Source organism: Tepidisphaeraceae bacterium (assembly GCA_035998445.1).
Lineage (GTDB): Bacteria > Planctomycetota > Phycisphaerae > Tepidisphaerales > Tepidisphaeraceae > DASYHQ01.
This window is the reverse complement of the sequence record DASYHQ010000013.1, coordinates 184,467-205,368: the sequence shown is the minus strand read 5'-3', so window position 1 is coordinate 205,368 and position 20,902 is coordinate 184,467. Positions and strand designations below refer to the sequence as shown.

General features: G+C 63.7%; 17 protein-coding genes. 1 reads left to right on the top strand and 16 read right to left on the bottom strand.

The window, feature by feature from the left end; all coding sequences use genetic code 11:
- Positions 1-122: 122 nt before the first annotated feature.
- From VGN72_04170 to VGN72_04095, 16 genes are all read right to left on the bottom strand, one after another.
- Positions 123-1,943, bottom strand: coding sequence for an ABC transporter ATP-binding protein (locus VGN72_04170; GenBank protein HEV7298537.1), 1,821 nt, complete (start codon positions 1,941-1,943; stop codon positions 123-125).
- Between the two features lie 289 nt (positions 1,944-2,232).
- Positions 2,233-2,904, bottom strand: a complete 672-nt coding sequence (locus tag VGN72_04165) for a response regulator transcription factor (GenBank protein HEV7298536.1) — start codon at positions 2,902-2,904, stop codon at positions 2,233-2,235.
- A 234-nt stretch (positions 2,905-3,138) separates the two neighbouring features.
- Positions 3,139-3,807: a ligase-associated DNA damage response endonuclease PdeM gene (pdeM, locus tag VGN72_04160; GenBank protein HEV7298535.1), complete on the bottom strand. Its 669-nt coding sequence runs from the start codon at positions 3,805-3,807 to the stop codon at positions 3,139-3,141.
- A complete protein-coding gene (locus VGN72_04155) occupies positions 3,804-6,275 on the bottom strand; it encodes a ligase-associated DNA damage response DEXH box helicase (GenBank protein ID HEV7298534.1) in 2,472 nt (823 codons plus the stop codon). The genes pdeM and VGN72_04155 overlap by 4 nt, the downstream gene beginning before the upstream one ends.
- Entirely contained in the window at positions 6,272-7,891 is a 1,620-nt protein-coding gene (locus VGN72_04150) for an ATP-dependent DNA ligase (protein ID HEV7298533.1), read from the bottom strand. Before VGN72_04150 ends, VGN72_04155 begins: the two co-directional genes overlap by 4 nt.
- Positions 7,888-8,922, bottom strand: a complete 1,035-nt coding sequence (locus tag VGN72_04145; protein ID HEV7298532.1) for a ligase-associated DNA damage response exonuclease — start codon at positions 8,920-8,922, stop codon at positions 7,888-7,890. Before VGN72_04145 ends, VGN72_04150 begins: the two co-directional genes overlap by 4 nt.
- 139 nt (positions 8,923-9,061) lie before the next feature.
- Positions 9,062-10,450, bottom strand: a complete 1,389-nt coding sequence (locus VGN72_04140) for a hypothetical protein (protein ID HEV7298531.1) — start codon at positions 10,448-10,450, stop codon at positions 9,062-9,064.
- Between the two features lie 14 nt (positions 10,451-10,464).
- A complete protein-coding gene (locus VGN72_04135) occupies positions 10,465-11,187 on the bottom strand; it encodes a helix-turn-helix domain-containing protein (protein ID HEV7298530.1) in 723 nt (240 codons plus the stop codon).
- A 193-nt stretch (positions 11,188-11,380) separates the two neighbouring features.
- Complete coding sequence (locus VGN72_04130; protein ID HEV7298529.1) at positions 11,381-12,700, bottom strand: glycoside hydrolase family 140 protein; 1,320 nt, start codon at positions 12,698-12,700, stop codon at positions 11,381-11,383.
- Between the two features lie 64 nt (positions 12,701-12,764).
- The gene (locus tag VGN72_04125; protein HEV7298528.1) at positions 12,765-13,844 is read right to left on the bottom strand and encodes a sugar kinase; all 1,080 of its coding nucleotides are present in this window, start codon (positions 13,842-13,844) and stop codon (positions 12,765-12,767) included.
- The gene (gene eda, locus VGN72_04120) at positions 13,841-14,476 is read right to left on the bottom strand and encodes a bifunctional 4-hydroxy-2-oxoglutarate aldolase/2-dehydro-3-deoxy-phosphogluconate aldolase (GenBank protein HEV7298527.1); all 636 of its coding nucleotides are present in this window, start codon (positions 14,474-14,476) and stop codon (positions 13,841-13,843) included. The genes VGN72_04125 and eda overlap by 4 nt, the downstream gene beginning before the upstream one ends.
- Positions 14,477-14,521: 45 nt before the next feature.
- Positions 14,522-15,304, bottom strand: a complete 783-nt coding sequence (locus VGN72_04115; protein HEV7298526.1) for a 3-ketoacyl-ACP reductase — start codon at positions 15,302-15,304, stop codon at positions 14,522-14,524.
- 129 nt (positions 15,305-15,433) lie between these two features.
- Positions 15,434-16,852 (bottom strand): hypothetical protein, encoded by a 1,419-nt coding sequence (locus VGN72_04110; protein HEV7298525.1) that lies wholly within the window; start codon positions 16,850-16,852, stop codon positions 15,434-15,436.
- Positions 16,853-16,974: 122 nt separating this feature from the next.
- Positions 16,975-17,793, bottom strand: coding sequence for a sugar phosphate isomerase/epimerase family protein (locus tag VGN72_04105; protein ID HEV7298524.1), 819 nt, complete (start codon positions 17,791-17,793; stop codon positions 16,975-16,977).
- Positions 17,794-17,807: 14 nt separating this feature from the next.
- Positions 17,808-18,827, bottom strand: a complete 1,020-nt coding sequence (locus tag VGN72_04100) for a hypothetical protein (protein ID HEV7298523.1) — start codon at positions 18,825-18,827, stop codon at positions 17,808-17,810.
- A gap of 14 nt (positions 18,828-18,841) precedes the next feature.
- Positions 18,842-20,011, bottom strand: coding sequence for a Gfo/Idh/MocA family oxidoreductase (locus VGN72_04095; protein ID HEV7298522.1), 1,170 nt, complete (start codon positions 20,009-20,011; stop codon positions 18,842-18,844).
- Positions 20,012-20,181: 170 nt separating this feature from the next.
- Here VGN72_04095 and VGN72_04090 point away from each other — a divergent pair, with 170 nt between their 5' ends.
- Complete coding sequence (locus VGN72_04090; protein ID HEV7298521.1) at positions 20,182-20,901, top strand: helix-turn-helix transcriptional regulator; 720 nt, start codon at positions 20,182-20,184, stop codon at positions 20,899-20,901.
- Position 20,902: the final 1 nt, after the last annotated feature.

Genomic DNA, 20,902 nt, shown 5'->3' with positions numbered 1-20,902 from the left:
CGTCGCCGGCTCAGGAAGTACGGCGACGACGCTACGGCTTTCACCGATGTCAACTGCGACACGGGCTGCACGGCACAACGGCACCCCGGCGGAGTGAGTGGCACGCGTGTAAGAAGGACCAATTACGCGGCCAACCGCGGCCCTGAAGGTGCATCGAATTGCTGGGCAGCCATTTGCGCGTAAAGGCCATTGAGGGCAATTAGTTGCTGGTGTGTGCCCTGCTCGACGATCCGGCCGGCGTTCATGACGAGAATGCGGTCGCAATCGACGACGGTGCTGAGCCGGTGGCTGACGATCAGGATCGTCCGTTGGCGTTTCAACTCGCGCAACGCGCGAGTTACGTGCGCCTCGTGCAGCGGGTCGAGCGCGCTGGTGGGCTCATCCAGCACGATGAACGGCGCTTCGGTCAGCAAGGCCCTCGCGATGGCGATGCGCTGGCGCTGGCCGCCCGACAGATTCTGGCCCCCCTCGGTGATGCGCGTCGCGTAACCATCGGGAAGTTCTTCGATAAACCCGGCGGCGCCGGCAAGGCGGGCGGCTTGGTGAATTTCGTCGGCCGATGCGGTCGGTCGGCCGTAGGCGATGTTCTCAGCAATTGTGGTCGGCAGGATCACGCTTTCCTGCAACACCAGCGCGACGTGCTTGCGCAGATCGGCGATCTTCACGTCGCGGGCGTCGATGCCATCAAATCGGACGGCCCCACCGCTGGGATCGTAGAAGCGTGGGAACAGGTTCAGCAGCGTGCTCTTGCCCACGCCGCTGGGACCGACGAACGCGACCATCTCGCCCGGGTTGATCGTCGCCGACACGCCCGCCAGCACTTGCCGGCCACCGTCGTACGCGAACGAAACGCCATCCAACTGCAGCGTGCGCGGCTGCCTGGGAAGAGACTGCGCGTTTGGCCGATCGGCGATCACCGGATCACGATCGAGCACGTCGAAGACGCGCTGCGCGCCCGCGACGCCGCCCTGAATGTTGTAGACGAACCCGGTGAGCGTGCAGAGGGGCCCCCAGAGCATGCCGAGGTAGGCCGTGAAGATCATGAGCGATCCCACGGTCATGCCGTTGCTGTTTCCAGACTGCAGGAACTGGTCGCGGTAGACGAGATAGCCACCGTAGCCGAAGACGATCGCCCCGCCCACGCCGAACGTCGCGCCGGTTGCAAGCGTGTAGGCCATCTGCTGGCGGTTCAGTCGCCACCACGCTGCCACGGCTTGGCTGACGGTACCGTGAAATCGGCTGAACTCGTCCGACTCGCGGCCGAACGATTGCACGAGGCCGATGCAGGCCATCGACCGCTGCACCGCGGTGGTGAAACGGGTGTCGACCTCTTTGCATTCCATCGTGCGCTCGCGGAACCGCCGGCCGAAGTAGATGTTGGCAACGGCAAGCACCGGCACCACGGAGAACGCGAGCAACGTGAGCGACAGGTTACGCGTCGCCAGGAGAACGGTCATCGCGACCAGCGTGACGGCTGCCACGATTGTGTTCACCAACACGCCGAGGATGGTCTGGCAACCGAACGTGTCGGTGCTAAGGCGATAGATCGCATCGCCCTGCGGCTGATTGCGGTGATAAGTCAGGTTCAATGCCTGCAGCTTGCGGTATAGGTCGCAGCGCACGCGGATCAACCCGTTGTAGTTCAGCTTGTTGCTGACGGCCGACTGCGCGACGCCCAGCACGTCCGCAAGCAGTTTGAACAGCAGTCCGATCGCGGCCAACCCGACGATCTGCCCAAACTGGCCGGACGGTAGCGGCGCGAGGAAAAGGTTGTGCATCACGTCGCGCTTCGGCGACGCGGTGAGGACGGAATCGATCAGCACCGCCATCGGCCACGCCGTCAGCAGGCCGAGGCCGGTCGACAGGCCGATCAGCGAGAGCCAGATCAGCACGAGCGAGAGGTCTGGTTTGAAGTAGGAGAACGCGCGCAGATATAGACGCATGTTTACATCCTCCCGCTCATGCGCGTGCACGACGGATCGCGCACGCCCAGACGGGAGCACAACGGCAACAACTTGAGGCATCCGCTCGGCCGCTTGCCCAAGCAACCGTGGTCGCGGATCGTGCCGACTGCGCAGGGCCCATTCTTACGCGCGCAACCGGACCGTTCATTATCGGCCGTTAAAGGATTTGGCTTTAGGGGTGCGTCAATTGACGCAAATGCGGTTCAACGCGCCGCATCAAGCGGGTCTGCGATGTGTGACCTAAACGCGGCGCCAACGCGAACTTCGATCACGCCCCATGCGGTTCCAGCGATGTTAGTCCCTCGCGCACGGCGTGCTTCGTCAGCTCGGCAACGGTGTAGACGTTCAATTTTTCCATGATGCGCCGGCGGTGCGTTTCGACCGTCTTCGTCCCAACATTCAGGTCGGCTGCGATCTGCTTGGTGATCTGGCCCTCGGCGATGCGGCGAAGAATCTCACGTTCGCGCGGCGCCAGCGGCTTATGCTTGGCGGCGTCGCGCGCGCTCGGGCGCACGTACGTGGTGACGACCGAGTGAACCAAGCCGGGACTGAGGTAGACCTGCCCGGTGCGGACGAGACGGATCGCCGTCACGAGTTCAGCGCCGGCGGACTCTTTGTTTAAACAGCCCGTTGCGCCAGCCTCTAATATCTCGCGCACGCGGCCGGCGGACGGTTGCAGCGCCAGCGCGATCACCGACACCGACGGGTTGGCCTGCAGGATCGCGCGCACGACATCGATATCATCGGGCCCCGTCGCCGACAGGTTCAGAATGACCACCTGCACCGGCAGCGCCCGCGCGAGCTTTACCGCCGCCCGCGCCTCGTCGGCCTCGGCGATCACCCGTAGGTCAGCGTGCTGTTCAAGCAACAGGCACAGCCCCTCGCGCAACAGCTTGCGGCCGTCGGCGACGAGCAGGTTGATCTTTCGTGGATCGCTCATGGAATGATGCGCCGGCGTCGTCCGAAACGGTGGCACCTCGCCGGGCTGTACCGGCGCGGCTCGTGGGTGCCATCAAGCAGAGCTTTCACAGACTTGCGGGTGCGACATCCATGTATCCCCTGACCACTCTACGTCATCCAATTTACTGAAGACCTGCGGAGGCCGGAGCGCACGAATTCGGGCTCAGCCGTAAGCAAAGTGTTGCGGCGAACTGCGAAGTACGGTTAGAGGTCGTCAGCTGATCTTCAGCACCCGCCCGGCCGCACATGCGAAGCAGGTTTGACCATCTTCGCGATCAATGCGGTGGCCACCCGTGAAAGAACCGAATGCAGGTAAGATACCCACCCCATCGCGGCCAAACGCAAAGCACGGCAAGACGACTTGCGACCGATCGAAATCCCGCAGAGCGATCACCGGATGCACATGACCCGCCAGCACGTACTCACCCGAATTATCGGGCGCCGGATCGTGTCGCAGCATGAGACCATCGACAAGTTGAGGACCGAGCTCATCTATTCGGAGATCGGCCGGCAGTCGGCCAGCCCGTTCGTCATGGTTGCCGCGGATCAACAGGATGTTCACCTTCGCGTGCGTTGCTCGCCACGTGTACATGGTTTCATGCAACTCTGGCTGGTGCGAGCGCCGGCCATGGATGAGGTCGCCAAGGATGAAGAGGTGCTCGGCCGCCGTCGCCTGGAGGAGCGAACTCAGTCGATCCAGATCTTTCGCGCTGCTGCCGATTGGCACCGGCACGCCCAACGCACGAAAGGCCGTACCCTTCCCCAAATGCACGTCGGCGACGACCAGCGCCCGCATCGCCGGCCACCAGATGGCGTGCTGCGGCAACAGCACCAGCTCGGCCGGCCCATGCCGATAGGGGAGTGATCCCGGCAGTTTCATCATCCCCCGTCCGCGTCGGCGGCGGCCTCCAGTTGGCGGGCGACGCGTTCGATGCGCGCGCTGGCGCTCTCCGATCGCAGCTGCTGTGATTGAATGCGCTCGGCCCACAACGGAAAGGCCAACGGTGTAAGCCGGGCTGGAGAGGACAGGATCAACGAACGGTCGCCAAGGTCGCGTAGTGCGCCGCTTAGCCGCGTGAACTCAAGCTGTTGTTGCAGCACCTCTCTACGCGCCTGTTCCAGCAGCAGGTTCTGCGGGTCGAACTCGGAGAAGACGTCGTAAAATAACCCGCTGGACGCCTGCAGCTGACGCACGCTCCGATGCGCGCCTGGCCGTTGCGGCACCAGCAATCCCGCGATGCGCGCGATCTCGCGGAAGTGCCGCTTGGCCAGTTCACCGGTGTTCAGGCAAGCCATCACGTCTTCCAGTAGCCGCTCTGCCGACAGCGCAGCACGCCATTGCTCTGCAGTTTCCGCAAGTGGTACGGGCGATAGTAACTCGATCCCCAGGTCGTTGAACGTGGCCGTGATCGGCCGACCTTCGCCAAGCCGATACGTCAACAGCGCCGCCAGCCCTTCGTGCGCCAGCCGGCCCTGCATGGTGTACAGGAAGTGATGGTGACCATCGCGCGTTCGCGTCGTCTCGATCAGCACCTCGCTCATCCTCGGCAGTTGCGACCACCGCGCCTGCAGCTCGAGAATCGGGCGAACGTGCTGCATCTCCGCGTCCACGAACTGGCCGCCGGCCGCCTCGTCCAGCCTCACGCGTAGGGCCTTGGCGAGGCTTGCCGACATCGGCAGCTTCCCACCCATCCAACGGGGCACGGTACCCCGTTTCGTCGTAGCCAGCCGTACCTGGATCGTCATGTCGTGCAGGCGCACGAACTGCACCGTGCGGCCGGCAAACGTAAACGTGTCTCCGGCCTTCAACTTCGCTGCGAACGATTCTTCAACGCTGCCGAGATGCCTGCCCGTGACGAACTGAACCGAAACGGCACCATCCGACGTGATCGTGCCGATGCTCATCCGATGCATGCGGGCCGTGGCATCCGACGCGGTCACCCAGCGATTACCCTCCAGGCGAACACGGGCGAAGTGGGGATACGCCGTCAGGCTTGGGCCGCCGCGCTGCGCGAAGTCCATTACCCAGCCCCACTGCTCATCGGTGATGGCCTCGAACGCATGCGTGCGGCGCACCTCAGCCAGCAGTTCCGATTCGACGAATCCATCGCCCGCGGCCACCGTAACCACGTGCTGCGCCAGCACGTCCAATGGTAACACGATCGGCTCGCGCGATTCGGTCGCCCGCTGTTGAATGCCGAGCCGTGCGGCGGAGTACTCGATCAATTCCATCGCCTGGGTTGGCACGCAGACGATTCGGCTGGCCTCGCCCGGTCGATGACCACTGCGACCCGCCCGCTGCATGATGCGCGCGATGCCCTTCGGGCCGCCAATCTGAATCACTTGGTCGACCGGCCAGAAATCGACGCCGAGGTCCAGGCTGGACGTGCAGACCACCGCCCTAAGCTTGCCCTCGCGCAGCATGCTTTCGACCGTCTGTCGGAGCTTGCGGTCTATCGACCCGTGATGGATCGCCATCTCGCCCACCCATTCTGGCCGCGCGGTCAGCAGCGCGCGGAACCAGAGCTCTGACTGCGAGCGCGTATTGGTGAAGAGGAGCGTGCTGCCGGCCGACTCGATCGCGCGGGCGACGGGTTCAGTCATGCGCGTGCCGAGGTGGCCGGTCCAGGGGAAGCGCTCGATGCGCTCGGGCAGGAGGCTGTGGAGGTCGATCTGCTTATAATCGGGCGCATCGATGCGCACCGCGGTCGCGGCGCCGGCCGGGCCGACGAGAGTGGCGACGGCGTCGTCCATGTTGCCGATGGTGGCCGACAGGCCCCACACGCGCATCGCGGGCTGGATCGCCTTCAGGTGGGCCATTGCCAGTTGCGCCTGCACGCCACGTTTGTTGCCCATCAGCTCGTGCCATTCGTCGGCGACGATGCATCGCAGGTGCGCGAACCGCTCCCGCGCGTCGGGGTACGAGATCAACAGCGACAAACTTTCGGGCGTGGTGACGAGCACCGTCGGCAGGCGTGTCTTCTGCCGTTTACGCGCGGCGGCGGTTGTGTCGGACGTGCGCAGCTCGACTTTCCACGGCAGGTTTAGTCCGTCCACCGCCGTGTGAAGCGACGCCGCTGTATCGCTTGCCAGCGCACGCAACGGCGTAATCCACAACAGCGTAAGCGGTGGCTGCTTCTCGGCGCCAGCGTCGATCGCCTCGATCATCGGCCCCAGCGCCGCGGCCAATGTCTTGCCGTTCCCCGTCGGCGCGTGAATGAGGCCGCTCTGGCCCAGCACGTATGCCTCCCAGGCCGCCTCCTGAAACGGAAACGGCGTGCGGCCGAGCGACGCGAACCATTCGCGCACGCGCTGGCGGCCGCTGGCGATGGCTGTTAAAGCCTGCGTCATCGCATCGTCTCCGCGGTTCGCAGCAGGTCCCTCATCGTCGCGAGCGTATCCGCATCGGCAGCGGCTTTGTCCTTGCGCATCCGCAGCATGCGTGGGAAGCGCACCGCGATGCCGGACTTGTGCCGCGTGGATTGCTGGATCGCTTCGAAGCCGATCTCAAAGACAAGTAGCGGCTCGACCGAATGCACCGGCCCATGCCGCGCCAGCGTGTGCTTGCGCGCAAAGCGATCTACCTCGGCCATCTCCTGGTCGGTCAGGCCGCTGTAGGCTTTGGTGATCGGCACAAGCTTGCGCTGTTCGTCCCACACGCCGAACGTATAGGCGCTCAACAATCCCGCACGCCGGCCGCGGCCGGGCTCGGCGGCGATCAGGACGGCGTCCATCGTGTACGGGTCGATCTTCTTCTTCCACCACAACCCGGTTGGCCGGCCCGGCACGTAAGCCGACGACCGCTGCTTCAGCATCACGCCCTCAGTGCCCTGCTTGCGGCAATCGTCCAACTGACGCGTAATCGCATCCCACGATTCGAATCGCAACGGCTCGGCGAGCCGAATCAACTGCGGCTTGTCCGATGGCGGCACCAACGCTTCCAGCATTGCCCGGCGATCGGCAAGCGGCGAGGTACGCACATCAATCCCATCCCGTTCCAGCATGTCGAACGCGATGAAGATCACCGGCACGTCGGGCCAGAAGCTCATCTCGACGTTCTTCCGATTGATGCGCTGCTGAAGCGTCAGGAATGGCAACGGCCGTTCACGGTCCCACGCGAGAATTTCCCCATCCAGCACGGTACCCTCCGGCAGCGCGCTGGCCGCTTGCACGAGTTCGGGAAACGCGCTGGTGATCAGTTCGTCGCCGCGCGACCAGATCGCGATCTGCCCGGCACGCCGAAGGATCTGCGCCCGAATGCCGTCCCACTTCCACTCGATCTGCCAGTCCGCAATTGATCCCAGCGTCTCACCCAACGGCTCGTGGAACGGGTTGGCGAGCATGAACGGGTACGGCAGCCCGCGCGCGGTCGGCGATCCCTCCTCGTGCGGCGAAAGCAACTGCACCATCGCCTCCGCCGTGGGCATCCAGCTGCCTGACAAGCGGTGCGTAACGACCGCGGGCTCGACGCCGGCCACGCCCGCCAGCGCCCGCACCAGCAGCAATTTCGACACGCCGATGCGGAACTCGCCGCCCAGCAGTTTATGGAAGACGAGGCGCTGCTCGGCGCTCAGCTGCGCCCAGGTGGCCTCGATCGTCGCCCGCTGTTGTTCCTGCGTCATCTGTCCGAGGGGCCGCAGCCGGCCGTCACAGATGTCGTGAAGCGATGGCGCAGCTTCACCATCCGTTGCACCCGGAACGATCAGCGACAGCGTCTCGGAAAGGTCGCCCACAACGTGATAGCTCTCGTCGACCAACCACGCCGGGTGGCCCGATGCTTCCGACGCCCACTCGCGCAGCTTGCGCGACGCGATCGCCTTGCCGACCGTGCGGCCCGCCAGCACGTACACCGCCCAGGCAGCGTCGGCGGGTGGCGCTTCGCGGAAGTACCGCTGCATCGCCTCGACCTTCTCGCTCGTGCGGGTGGTGGCGTCCAGCTGCTGAAAGAGCTCGGTGAAGCGTTTCAAGCTGCCCCCTCGCTCTCGGCGAGGGCGGCCGGTTCGATTGGCTCGTCCTCGTCGTCGCCGAAGCGCGTGTTGATAATCGTGCAGCGTTGGCCGCGGTCGTTCAACAGGCGTGCGAGCACGGTCGTGTAGCCGTGGGTGGCCATCACGTGTTCTGCGCCGGTCTCCTTGATCGTCTGCAGCAGCGCGTCGAAGTCGACATGGTCGGACAGCACGAACCCCCGGTCTGCCGCCTTACGGCGTCGAAAGCCCCGCACGCGCATCCAGCCAGATGCGGCCCCAAGCGAGAACGGAGCAAATTTGCGCACCCATGTCGAGTTCAGCGCACCGGGCGGCGCGATCACGAACGCGCGGCCACGATGCAGCTTCGCGTTCTCGACACTGGCGTGTTCGGTGGGCGGCAGCGTGACGCCCGCCTGCCGGTACAACTCGACGAGCGGCACCACCGCACCGTGCAACAGGATGGGGCCAGTCGATGCATCCAATCCTGCCAGTACACGCTGCGCTTTCCCGAGCGAATAGGCCGCCAACATACTGGTGCGCCCGGCGGCGTGGTTGTCCCGCCACCACGCGTTGATGTCGGCCATTACGATGGTGGGATCGGTCCAGTGGAAGATCGGCAGGCCGAACGTACACTCGGTGATGAACGTGTGACAGCGAATGGGTTCGAACGGCGCACACGTCGGGTCGGGCTGCCGCTTGTAGTCGCCGCTTGCCACGCAGATCTGCCCGCGATGTTCGATGCGCACCTGTGCCGATCCCAGGATGTGCCCCGCCGGGTGAAGGCTGACGCGAACGCCGTTGATGTCGATCACGTCGCCATAATCGCGCGCGTCGATCGAGACGTCGCCGAGTCGCTTCTGAAGAATGGGCGCCGACTGGCGGGTGCAAAGGTAGCTGGCGGCGCCGAAGCGCGCGTGGTCAGAATGGCCATGCGTGACGATGTTTCGGCCGACCGATCCCCAGGCATCGATATGAAAATCACCGGCCGGGCAATAGAGGCCGTTCTCGGTGCTGGTGATCAGATCGTCCATCCAACGGATTGTATTCCTGAGACTGCCTTCGCTTCTCGTCGCGACAAATTGCCAAGCGCGTGAAATAACGTCGCCCTGCCAGCAATCCCCTGGCAGGGCGACGGATAGCTACACGATCACACGAAAAGGCGCACAGGGCCTAGGTGTAGTGCAGCTGTGCGGTTGCGGTGCAGCCCTTGCTGCTGACGACGCGCACCCAGTGGGCGCTGAAGCCGGAGGGGAACGTATGCTGGACGTAGTTGGCATCGCCAGTGCGCAGCGTCATGTACGGCTTGAAGACGCCGTGACCCATGAAGTCGACCTCGATCGCGAAGTCGACATTGGCCGTGTCGGCGGTCAGGTGGATGCACTTCTGATCGAAGCCGGTCATGAGGTACGGGTCGCTGGGCTCGTTGGCGGTGACCTTCGTCTCCCACCACGGGCCGCCCCAGCCCTTGGGCTTACCGAGGTTCCAGAGGTCGTCGGTCTTGCCGAACCACAGGCCGCTCTGCGGCTCGGCGGTCGTGGGGTTCTCGCCGTTGCTCGGGCTGGCGTTGTCAGCGCCCATGACGAGCATGCCGCGCCAACTGCAGAAGTCACCGAGCACCCAGAGGTGCGTGCTGATCGGCCGCACGCCCCAGATGCGCCCGCCGTACGCCCACGGGGACAGCTCGTAGAACATGCCGTGGTGGTCCATGAGGTACCGCTCGTGCTCCACCTCGCGAATGCGCGGCCATTCGGTCTGCCACTTGTGATCGAAGCAGTGCGACGCCTTGGGCAGGCGGTACGTCGTCCACTTGTCATCCGCCTTCGTGTAGACCTTCAGGATGGCCGAGGCCTGATCCCACCCGTTCGAGAAGATCGTGGGCGCGAACGTGCCGCGGCCGCCGAAACCAATGAAGGGCTTGCGTTCGATGATGTTCCACGCTTTGCCGTCGTACTCGGCCAGGCGGCCCTGCGACCGCGTGCCCTTCCAGTCGTTCTCGTTGTACTCGTTCGAACAGACGACGAACTTGCCGAAGTGGCAGTAGCAGTCCTTGAAGTGGACCATGCCCTCCTTCTCGGTGCTGAGCTCCTTCTGCAAATCGAAGACCTGCACGCATTCCAGCGTGACCATGTTCAGCTCAAACACCTCGCCCTCCATCGCCAGCACGTAGACCTTGTCGGGGTCGGTCAGGTGCCACGTGGTGCCGCAGATGCGCAGCGGCTGCAGCATCTTGATCGTGCGGACGTTGTGCCGCTCGTCGATCACGTGGGGGCCGATGACGATCTGGTTGCTTTTGAAGTGGACGAAGCGGTTGGTGTAGGTACCGTCGACGCCGCGCGTCTCGGGGACGATCTCCATCGTCATGTCCGCCGAGATGCGTCGCAGGCTGACGCCGCGGCCACTGCGCTCCTTGTGCGAGTTGTAGTTCAGCACGTAGAGCTTGCCGGCCCACGGCATCAGGCAACCCACGCCGCATTCGCTGCGGGGTGGGCCGAGATCGCCCACCTGTGCAAGGCTGGGCACGACGCCGCTAAAGCTGGCGGGAACGTTTGAGTGTGACATACGGGTTACGGGTCCTAAGTGGAAGGTGACACCGCGATGCGTTCCGCCGCATCGCGTAAGGATTGATGAAGTTCGTGAAGGGCGCCGTCGGCGATCGCCCCGGACAACGCGATGGCGGCCGCGCTATCGGGAATGGCGACGGCCACCGTGCGGGTCGGGTGGGCCTCGTCCGGTCGCACCACCGCGAAGCCGCTCTGTTGGACCGCGGCAAGATCAGCCAGAAGCGCGGCCATGCCCTCAGGATAGTTGGGAATGGAACGAGTGCGGTACAGCGCGCGCACGTCGGCCGTTGGCAACTGCGACAGCAGCACGAGGCCGATGCTGGACCGCGTGGCCGGGTACAGGCCCACGCGCCCGATCGCCTCGCTGTCGCTGGTGCCGGGCGACGCGTGGTAGAGGTAGCTCACCTGGTCGCGCCACAGCACGCCGAGCGCGATCGACAACTTGTGCCGGCGAAGGTGATTCAACGGTTGGGTCGCGCGGCGCAGCAGGCCCGACCCGAAGATCGCCTGCGCCGCCAGCACGTGCATGCCCGACCCCGGCACGTACTGCCGGTCGGCGGTCTGCTGGGCGATACCGAGGTGGGCGAGCGTCTTCAGGAGACGGTTGACGCGGGTCGGCTCCATGCCCAGGTCGCGCGCCATCTGGCGCGAGCCGATCGGCCCAACCGCCGTAGCCAGCGCTTGCAGGCAGGCGAGACCATCGATCAGCGACTGGTTCGGCTGTGCGGGGAGCATGGTGCTATAATAGCATCATAACTGCTGCTGTCAAGAAGTGGATCAAAATACGCTATTTCTGGCTGAAATAGGGTGAAAATACCCTCGCGAAATACGACAGTTTGGCACTTTTTGGCGCTTGTGCGAAGTTTCGCCAGCGGAGGGACCTGTTGCGTGCAATCGGTCTCGCCGCACAATATTCGTCTTATGCGCGCTATAAGATCTCCGTCACCGCCGCGCCGGGCCGGGGGAAGTTGCAGGCGGGATCATCCAACACCAGCACCCAGTCCGGCCCACCATACGGGGTCGGGTATGTCGCGTGATTGCCCTGACGCTTGATGGGTGAGGTGGTCGCAGCGGTGCCGGTGCGCGGGTCGAACCAGTACGCGACGGGATCGCGATTCGACAGCTTGGCCAAGTCGATCGTCGGATGATCATAGTACGGGCAGTAGATCATCGCGTAACGACCTTTCGCATCGAGCGTGGCCTGCTGGTGGTGCGAGCCCTCCCGTTGTTCCGACACGATCAGCGACTGATCCGGCACGCGCGACAGGAACGGTCGCGATTCCAACAGCGCCCGTGCGTGCCGCATCTGGCCGCTGCCAGGCAGGTGCAACGCGTCTTCCCAGTGCGTGCGGCAATAACCCCTGGGTTCGCGGCCGGACTGCCAGAATTGCCATATCGGGTGGCACCCGTACGTGTACCCACACGCGCCGGCGAACAGCGACCAGTAGAGGCTTTTCCGTACGTCGTACTGGTCCAGATAACCGTTGTCGAGCTTGAACGCGGATGGGTGATCCTCGTAGCCCGGTTCGGCGTCCAGCACGGGCTTTACCGGATCGCGACGGTCGTAGTCCGAACTGATCTTCTCGTAATTGGCCGCATTGCGCCCGTGGCCGCTCTGCCACATGTTGAAGTCGAGCCACGGCTCCGCATGAAACACCTCGCTCGACGCGCGGCCACCCGTCGGGTGAAACGAGACCAGGTTGCGGCCCCCGTCGCCGTCACGCAGGCCATTTGCCATGCGCGTGACGATTTCCCGATGCAGGTCCGTTTCCACTGGGCGGTCGCCACCGGTGATCCAGATGATGGGCTTGTCGCGGTAGCGCCGGCCGAGCCAAAGGCCGAACGTGTAGGCGTTGTCGGGCGTGAAGATCTCCGGGCCGATGCCCCACTTCTTGTTCCACTTGTCGCCCCAGGTGGGCAGCATGCCGATGTACAGCCCAAGCGACGCCGCGGTATCGACCACCCAATCCACGTCCGCAAAGTAGGCCTCATCTAGACGCGTCGGGTCGTTGTCGTGCAACGGCCGGTGGCCCTGCATGTTCGGCGTGTTCAGCCCGTCGATCTCGGCCAGCACGACGGCTTGAATGACTGTGAACCCCTTTGCGGCGCGATCGGTGAGGTAGCGCAGCGTCTGCGCGCGGTCGAGCCGATGGAATAGTTCCCACGCGGTGTCGGCCAGGTAGAAGAACGGCTTGCCGTCGGCGTACGTGAGGAAACGCTTGTTGTCGCTGACCTTCAGGGCGCGCATCGGTGATCTCCTGCGATCGTTCAACCGACCGGGCAGCACATTTTCGCCCGGTGCGACGAACACTTTATCGCTTGATGCGAGCGCTGCCACCCCCGGCGACGTGAAGGAGGTCGTCCAGCTCGATCTGGCTTGTGTCGCCGCGCGTGCTCATGAGCATCGCGCCGTGGGCGACACCCAGGTTGACGCACTGCTGCGGCTCCTGCCCCGTCAGGAAGCCATAGGTGAAGCCACTGGCGAAACCGTCACCACCACCCACGCGATCCTCAATCTCAAGATCGGGGAAGCTCAGGCCGTCGTAGAACTTGCCATCGGCCCACATGATGGCGGACCAGTCGTTGATGAGCGCCGTCTTCACGCCGCGCAGCGTGGTGCCGACGATCTTCACGTTCGGGAAGTCCTTCACGACGTGTTCGACCATCTGCTTGAACGCGCCGGTGTCGAGCTCGTTCTTTTCGATGTCCACCCCCTCGGCGTGGTAGCCGAGCACCTTCTCGAAGTCTTCCTCGTTGCCGATCAAACAGTCGATGTAGGGCACGAGCGGCTTGGTCGTCGCGATCGCTTCCTTGCTGCTCCACAGCTTGCTGCGAAAGTTCAGGTCGTAACTGACAATTGTGCCCGCCTCGTGCGCCGCCTTCACCGCCTCGACGACCACCGCGCGCGTGTCGGCCGACAACGCGGCGAAGATGCCTCCGGTGTGCAGCCAGCGCACGCCGTCCTCGTGGAACAGCTTCTTCCAGTTGATCTCACCCGGCTTGATGCCGGCAGTGGCGCTATGGCCGCGATCGTAGAGCGTCGTGCTGGCGCGCTTGCCGTGACCTACTTCGGTGAAATTGAGGCCAATTCGGTCTATTTTACCGTAACCGTCATACTTGCGCATGACGGCGTGGGTCATGTCCATGCCCACCGATCGGCCGTGGTTCAGAACGATCTTTCCCATCGGCGATGTGTTTAATCCACCGATCCAACCGGTGCGCAAACCCAGCCGCGCCAGCGCATACGCCACGTTATATTCGCCGCCCCCCACCCACACCTCGAGGGTGGGTGAAAACTCAACCCGCCCGTGTCCGGGTGGCGACAAACGGATCATGCACTCGCCGAGCGCGATCAGGTCGTACTTGCAGGACTCTTTGGATTTGATGTTCATGGTCGAGCTTCCTTGGCAACCTTCACCGCCTGCGACGTAAGGCGGGTGATCTCGTCGAACTTCTTGGCGCTGATCAAGTCCTTCGTCACAAACCAACTGCCACCGACGGCCAGCACCGGCTTGAAGCCGAGGTAGTCGAGCAACTGCTTCTCGGTGATGCCACCGGTCGGGATAAAGCGAATCTGTCCGAACGGCGCCGCGAGCGTCTTGATCGCCTTGATGCCGCCGAACGTTTCAGCGGGAAAGAATTTCACGGTCGTGATGCCGTGCTCGATGGCCGCCTGAATATCGGTCGGCGTTACCGTGCCCGGCGTGATCGGGATGTTATTGTCGACGCAGTAGCTGACCACCTTGCTGCTGAACCCGGGCGACACCATAAACTTTGCGCCGGCATCGACGGCCCGCTTCACTGTGTCCACATCCAGAACCGTTCCCGCGCCCACCAGCATGCCCGGCATCTTCGACATCGTCCGAATAGATGCCTCCGCGGCGGCGGTGCGAAACGTGATCTCGGCGACGGGCAGACCGCCGGCGATCAATGCATCGCCCAGCGGAGCGGCGTCGTCGGTGTCGTCCAGAGCGATCACGGGCATCAAACGATTGGCAGCGATCTGAGAGAGGATGTCACTCATGATTCCCTCATTTTTCACGTGATCGGTTTCAACCGATTCCCACACTTAAAGCCGCTGCAGCGTCATGCCACCGTCGACGTTCAGCACTTGGCCCGTGGCGTACGGCAGTTCGCCGCGAGCCAGCATGGCGACGGCCTTGCCGACATCGTCGGGTTTGCCCCATCGCTTTTCAACGGTCAGGCCGTTGGCGATCAGCTTGTCGTACTTTTCAGTTACGCCGGCCGTCATGTCGGTCGCGATCACGCCGGGGCGAACCTCGTACACATCAATGTTGTGCTCGGCCAACCGCGCCGCCCACAACTGGGTCGCCATGGCGACGCCGGCCTTGCTGATGCAGTAGTCGCCACGGTTGATGCTGACGACGGTGGCGCTCACAGAACTAACGTTGACGATGCAACCGCGGAAGCTGCTCGGGCTCGCCGCCTGTTGCTCGACCATCCACTTCGCGGCCGCCTGCGTGAGGAAGTAAGGGCCGCGCAGATTGATCGAGATCAGACGATCGAAGCTTTCCTCCCCCGCCTCCAGGATGTCCGCCCGCACGCTCGGCGCGACGCCCGCGTTGTTCACCAGCACGTCGAGCCGGCCGAATCGCGCGCGGATGGCGGCCAGCATCGTCTCGTGATCTGCCCGGCTGGCGACGTCGGCCTGGCAGTAGAGCACCACCGCGCCGGTCTTCTCTAACACCGCGATCGCATCGGCGACATCACTCGCATCGCGCCGACCGTTGATGGCAACGTCGAACCCGCTTTCGGCGAGCTTCATCGCCACGCCGAAACCAATGCCTCGGCTACCGCCAGTGATGAGGGCTACTCGTTTGTTGGAAGGCATAGATTCTCGATTCTTTCAGATGTCTCATTCACAGCGTCTGTCATCCTGAGGTACTCCGAAGGATCTCCCCGTATTCGCTTCGGGAAGAAAGAGATCCTTCGGAGTACCTCAGGATGACGTATAAAATGTCTACGCCTTCTTCGGATCGAAGAACGTCAGGTACGGCTGTTCGGTCTCATTCATGCGATGCAGGTAGACGCCCAACTCCAGCAGGTGATAGTCGCCCCACATGCTCGACTCACCGGCCGGGATCTTGCTGCCGGCGGGCACGTGGTCCCAGCCGTTCGGGCGGTGGTAGATCGAATGCAGCAGCAAGCCCTGGTGCGTGTCCTTCGTCGACAGGTATGCGTCCGACAGCAACGTCTTGGCGACGGTGAGGCCCGCCTTCGTGTATGCATGACCCGCGCCACCACCGAGATACTTGCCCAGGCGCAACAGGCCCTGCGCGCCGATCGCACTGGCGGATGAATCGACCGGCTCGAAGTCGTTGTACGGCTCAGCGACGCGCGACTGCCAGTCGCCAAGCTTGTGCAGGTTCGGAGCACCGTCATCCCAGTACGTGATGCCGTCGGCCGCGGCACAGTCGTTGATGTAATGGTCGCAGGTCGCCTTGGCCGCGGCCTCGTACACCTTCACGACCGCCGCTTTGTCCAACCCGACCGACGCCTTGAACGTCGCATCGTCGATCGACGCGAAGAACTCGAGTTCCTCGGCATATCCCAGCATCGCCCAGGCCAGACCGCGCGTCCACGTGCTGAACGGCGAGTAACCCTGCTGCGTGCTGCGGTTGCGGAAGTTGCCATCGTTGCGGTTAAAGACGGCCTCGTGGGCCGTGCGGCCGCGCACGTCGTAGGTGTGCTTGCCTTCGCCGTGGAACAGCACGTACTGGCTGGTCGTCAGCCCGTGCAGCACGCTGCGCTTCAGCAGGTCGGCGGCCTTGTCGTTCTCGTGCATCAGCTTGTGCCCGAGCTGCCACGCCACGCCGAGGATGCGGATCGTGCGCATCGTGTCGACGAACAACGAATGCGGACCGTTGAACGAGTAGACGTATCCCAGCGCCGCCCCGCCGGCGGTGTACTTCGACGACGGTACGGGATGCGTGCCGCTCCAGCGTGCCGCCTGCACGGCGCCGCTGACCTTGATCGCCATCTCGTAGAAGTTCAGTTCCCACTCGTTGCGCTCGATGCGGCCCTCCAACATCAGCCGGCGAAGGTTGCCGTAGGTCGAGAGGTTGTTGAACCCATGATCATGCACGCCGATGTGCGTGACGTGCGGCGCCATAAGCTTCAGCGTGTTGCTCCGGCCCAACTCCAACATCGCCTTCTCACCGGTGACGTCGTAGACCAGGATCGGCCAACCGTACTGGAAGCCCTGCGTCCACTCCGTCCAGCCGCGCGTCGTGTACTTGCCGTCGACCGTGAAGACCGGCGTGCCGTTCTTCGGGTCCCAGGCGTTGTCGAGCAGGCGCGCCTTCTTGCCGGCAATCTCGAATAGGCGGGTGAGGGCGGGCTTGAGATCTGCAGGTGTAAGTGCGTTGTTGTTTTTCATGATTACGTTCGGCCTCATTGCAAATCGTAGTGGCGACGCCTGCGGCGAAGCCGCAATCATTTCACCGGCCATCTCCATGCTGCGCATCAACCGCGACGCAGGCGTCGCCACTACAGGGTAAATTAGACGTGCGTCGTGTACGCCTCAACGATCTGCTTCAGATACTCATCCTGATCCCCAGCCCAGCGTTCGGTCGAGAAGATTTCAACTTCATTGAACCCGCGGAAGCCGGTGGCTTCCACCCAGCCGCGGATCGTCTTGATGTCGATCGCACCCTCGCCCATCAGTCCACGATCGTTCAGCAGGTCGCGCGTGTTCGGGCGCCAGTCGCAGACGTGGAAGCCGAAGAGCGTGCCCTGCTGGCCCGCCAACTGAATTTCATCCTGCAGGTCCGGGTCCCACCAGACGTGATACACGTCGCAGGCGATGCCGACCCACTTGGATTGCAGCTGCTCGCAGACCAGGCGCGCCTCCTTCATTCGGTTAATGCACGACCGGTCGGCGGCGTACATCGGGTGAAGCGGCTCGATCGCCAGTTTTACATTGTTGGAGGCCGCGTAGTCGATGCACTTGCCGATGCCTTCGGCGACCTGCCGGCGGGCGTCGGCGAGCGGCATGCCGACCACCGCGCCCACCACCAGCACGACCATCTCAGCGCCGATGGCGGCCGCCTCGTCGATGCAGCGCTTGTTGTCGTCAATCGCCGCCGACCGCTTTGTCGCTTCGTTCGCTGCGAAGAATCCGCCGCGTACGAGTGCGGGAACCTTCAGTCCCGATGACCGGACGATCCGCGCCGCCTCGGCGATGCCGATCGGTTCTATCACGTTCCGCCACACGCTGATGCCACCGATGTCCGCTGCCGCGTAGCGCTCGCAGCACTCGGCGAGCGACCAGGGCTTGTGGGTCATCGTATGAATGGCACAGGTTTTCAGGTCCGGCATAAATGCGATCTCTGTTAGATGAACGGTCGACGGTCCAGCACCAACCGCAACGGACGCTGCGTGCGGATGATTCCCGGCAGCGCAGCTTGCAGTTCTGCCCACGCGCACGTCCAGCCGAACAGCATGTGCAGGTCGGTCCACGCATGGTGCTGGGTTAGGTCGATCGACCGAAGCAGATCAAAGTGCACGCGTGCCGCCTCTGCAAGCGCTGCCCGCGCTTCGATGAATCGGTGTCCGCTATGGCGGACGGCACGGGTGAGGCAGTAGACCCAATCGATGAAGATGAAGCCGCCGGACCGCGCGAACTGGGCGGCTTGGCCGGTGCGGTGCCATTCCAAGCACGTGTCGACCAATGCGGCCGCGTGCGGGAGCGGGCGGTGATCGGCTTCCGTGTTGAACAGGTAATGGAACGTGCCAGCCATGTGCTCATGCAACGGCCGCGATCCCTCGGCCTGCCCGGGCAGGCAGTCGCGGCGCAGCAGTCCCGTTTGCGGGTCCCACTGTTGCGCGAGCCAGTCGAAGTAGGCATCGCGCATGGCCGTGTTCTGTGGATCGCAGATCAGGAGCGATGCAAACACGCCGGCGCTCTTATGCGATTCCCGCCACGGCGCGTCGACCCAACTCAGTCCGTCCAACAGCCCACGGATGCCCTCGGGCGTGCCGTAGCATCCAAGCGACGTCAGCTTGTGCAATGGCTGCGCGTTGAACAGTTCCAGCGCCGCGATGCAATGGGCCGTGCAGTGGTAATCGTGGTGCGTCGCCTCGTGCCACAGCCCCGTTTCCGCGTTCTGCAATTCGCGTATCGTGCTGACGAAGCCGCGCCGGGTCGCATCGTCATCCTGCTGCGGAAAATGACCCAGCGTGTACAGCAGGTTGGCCGCATCGGCCACGCCGTACTCGTTCAGCTGGTCGTCCCGCCCGTCAGCGGGCGCCGTGGCGTACCGCTTGTAGCGGCCGGGCGCATCCAGCTGGCACTGCGCGACCGTTTCCAGCGCGCGGCCGACCAGGTCATCAATGTCAATCCGTTCCAGCACGCGCGCCTCCCGCATCACATCGCCGGCACGTCGATCCAGCGTTTTTCCTTCCAGCTTTGCATGCCCAGCTCGGCCAGCTGCACGCCCTTGGCGCCTTCGCGCAGGGTGTAGCGGAACGGCTCGTCGAGCGCGACGTGGCGCAGGAACATTTCCCACTGGATCTTGAACGCGTTGTCGTAGTTGATGTTGTTCGGCACCGGCTGCCAACCCTTGTAGAAGTCGATCGGCTGCGGGATGTCGGGGTTCCAAACGGGCTTTGGCGTCTCGGCGGCGCCCTGCACGTAGCACTCGCGCAGGCCGGCGACGGCGGTGCCCTTGATGCCGTCGACCTGCACGGTCAGTAAATCGTCCCGGCGAACGCGGGTGCACCAGCTGCTGTTGAACTGACAGACGGTGCCATCTTCCAGCAGGAATATCGCGTAAGCCGAATCGTCGGCGGTGGCCTTGAAGGGCTTGCCGTCTTCGCTGCGGCGTTGATCGATGTCGACGTTGCCATAGGCCACGAGCGACTTGATTGGGCCGAACAAGTTGCTGATGACGTACTGCCAGTGGCAGAACATATCGATCATCATGCCCCCACCGTCCTCGGCGCGGTAGTTCCAGCTGGGGCGCTGGGCGGGCTGGTCGAGGTCCATGCCAGTGAAGACCCAGTATCCGAACTCGCCGCGCACGCTGAGGATCTTGCCGAAGAAGCCGAGCTCTTTCAGCATGGCGATCTTGCGGAAGCTGGGGAGCCAGAGCTTGTCCTGCACCACGCCGTTCTTCAGGCCGGCGTCTTCGACCAGCTTGGCGAGCCGCAGGGCTTCCTTGGTCACCGTGGCAGTCGGCTTCTCGCAGTAGATGGCCTTCTTCGCCTTCACGGCCTTCTCGATGAACCCGGCCCGCTGCAGCGTGCCGCTGGCGTCGAAGAAGATCTCGTTCTTCTTGTCGCCCAGGGCGGCATCGATATCGGTGGTGTAGGGAATGCTGCGGCCGATCTCGCGCTGGGCGACGCCCTCGGCGAGGTCCTTCAGCTTGCTCTCGCTGCGACCGGTGAGGATGGGCTCGGGCATGAGCGTCAGCTTATCGCTGACCTTCACGCCACCCTGCTTGATGATGGCCAGGATCGACCGGATGAGGTGCTGGTTGGTGCCCATGCGGCCGGTGACGCCGTTCATGACAATGCCGATGCGACGCGTTTCCATCTGTTTGCTCCTGATCGATCCGCCTGTTGGTCCGACTTGCGACTGGTGATGCAGCAAACCTTACCCCAGAAATCACACCCGCCCATGGATTGTTAGGCCAATCTTTGTACTATTCGGCCACCGTGGCAGAAGCGATCACCTTTTTGTTTGGCCAGTTTGTGCCTGAGTGTGTGCATCGAATCGATAAGCGGTTCGACTATAACGTGCTGCAGTTGGCCGACGGTGGCGCGGTCGATCTTCACATCGATGGCGAGCCGCACCGCATTAGTGGCCGCAAGTTCTGGTCGAGCTATCCCGGCCCGCACATTCGTTTCGGTCCCGCGGCCGGGCACGAGACGTGGGTGCACCGGTATCTTGCATTCAACGGTCCTGGCGTCGAACGCCTTCGGGCGGCGGGACTGTTTCCGATCGCGCCGCAGTCGGTCGACCCGCGAAGTGACTATCCGCAGCGATTTGATGAACTGCTGGAACTGTCTCGCCGGAATGACCGCTTCGGTGTGGCACGGGCCGCGTTGCTGCTGGAGGCGATTCTGACCGAACTGGCAGAGGCGCGGTCGCGGCCGAACGAATTGCCCTTGTGGATCGACCCTGTGCTGGCGACGGCACAGCAGTTGGGGGCCGAGGTCGATCAGTCGCGCTTGGCGGATGAAGCGGGCATGTCGCCGCGCACGTTTCGACGGCAGTTTCAGAGCGTGATGGGGATGTCGCCGCGCGACTACGTGATTTCGTCACGCATCAATCACGCGAAGGAACTTCTAGGCACGACGCAACTGCCGATTAAGCGGATCGCCGAGCAATTGGGCTATCGCGATGTCTTCTTCTTCACGCGGCAATTTCGTAAGGTGACCGGGGTCGCGCCGGCGGCATATCGGCGCAGTCGCGAAGGGTAAC

Bases quoted from the DNA above. Each gene is read 5' to 3' on its own strand.
- pdeM (HEV7298535.1), bottom strand. From the start codon at position 3,807: ATGATGAAACTGCCGGGATCACTCCCCTATCGGCATGGGCCGGCCGAG.
- VGN72_04145 (HEV7298532.1), bottom strand. From the start codon at position 8,922: ATGGACGATCTGATCACCAGCACCGAGAACGGCCTCTATTGCCCGGCC.
- VGN72_04135 (HEV7298530.1), bottom strand. From the start codon at position 11,187: ATGCTCCCCGCACAGCCGAACCAGTCGCTGATCGATGGTCTCGCCTGC.
- VGN72_04130 (HEV7298529.1), bottom strand. From the start codon at position 12,700: ATGCGCGCCCTGAAGGTCAGCGACAACAAGCGTTTCCTCACGTACGCC.
- VGN72_04140 (HEV7298531.1), bottom strand. From the start codon at position 10,450: ATGTCACACTCAAACGTTCCCGCCAGCTTTAGCGGCGTCGTGCCCAGC.
- eda (HEV7298527.1), bottom strand. From the start codon at position 14,476: ATGAGTGACATCCTCTCTCAGATCGCTGCCAATCGTTTGATGCCCGTG.
- VGN72_04165 (HEV7298536.1), bottom strand. From the start codon at position 2,904: ATGAGCGATCCACGAAAGATCAACCTGCTCGTCGCCGACGGCCGCAAG.
- VGN72_04170 (HEV7298537.1), bottom strand. From the start codon at position 1,943: ATGCGTCTATATCTGCGCGCGTTCTCCTACTTCAAACCAGACCTCTCG.
- VGN72_04115 (HEV7298526.1), bottom strand. From the start codon at position 15,304: ATGCCTTCCAACAAACGAGTAGCCCTCATCACTGGCGGTAGCCGAGGC.
- VGN72_04105 (HEV7298524.1), bottom strand. From the start codon at position 17,793: ATGCCGGACCTGAAAACCTGTGCCATTCATACGATGACCCACAAGCCC.
- VGN72_04155 (HEV7298534.1), bottom strand. From the start codon at position 6,275: ATGACGCAGGCTTTAACAGCCATCGCCAGCGGCCGCCAGCGCGTGCGC.
- VGN72_04110 (HEV7298525.1), bottom strand. From the start codon at position 16,852: ATGAAAAACAACAACGCACTTACACCTGCAGATCTCAAGCCCGCCCTC.
- VGN72_04125 (HEV7298528.1), bottom strand. From the start codon at position 13,844: ATGAACATCAAATCCAAAGAGTCCTGCAAGTACGACCTGATCGCGCTC.
- VGN72_04095 (HEV7298522.1), bottom strand. From the start codon at position 20,011: ATGGAAACGCGTCGCATCGGCATTGTCATGAACGGCGTCACCGGCCGC.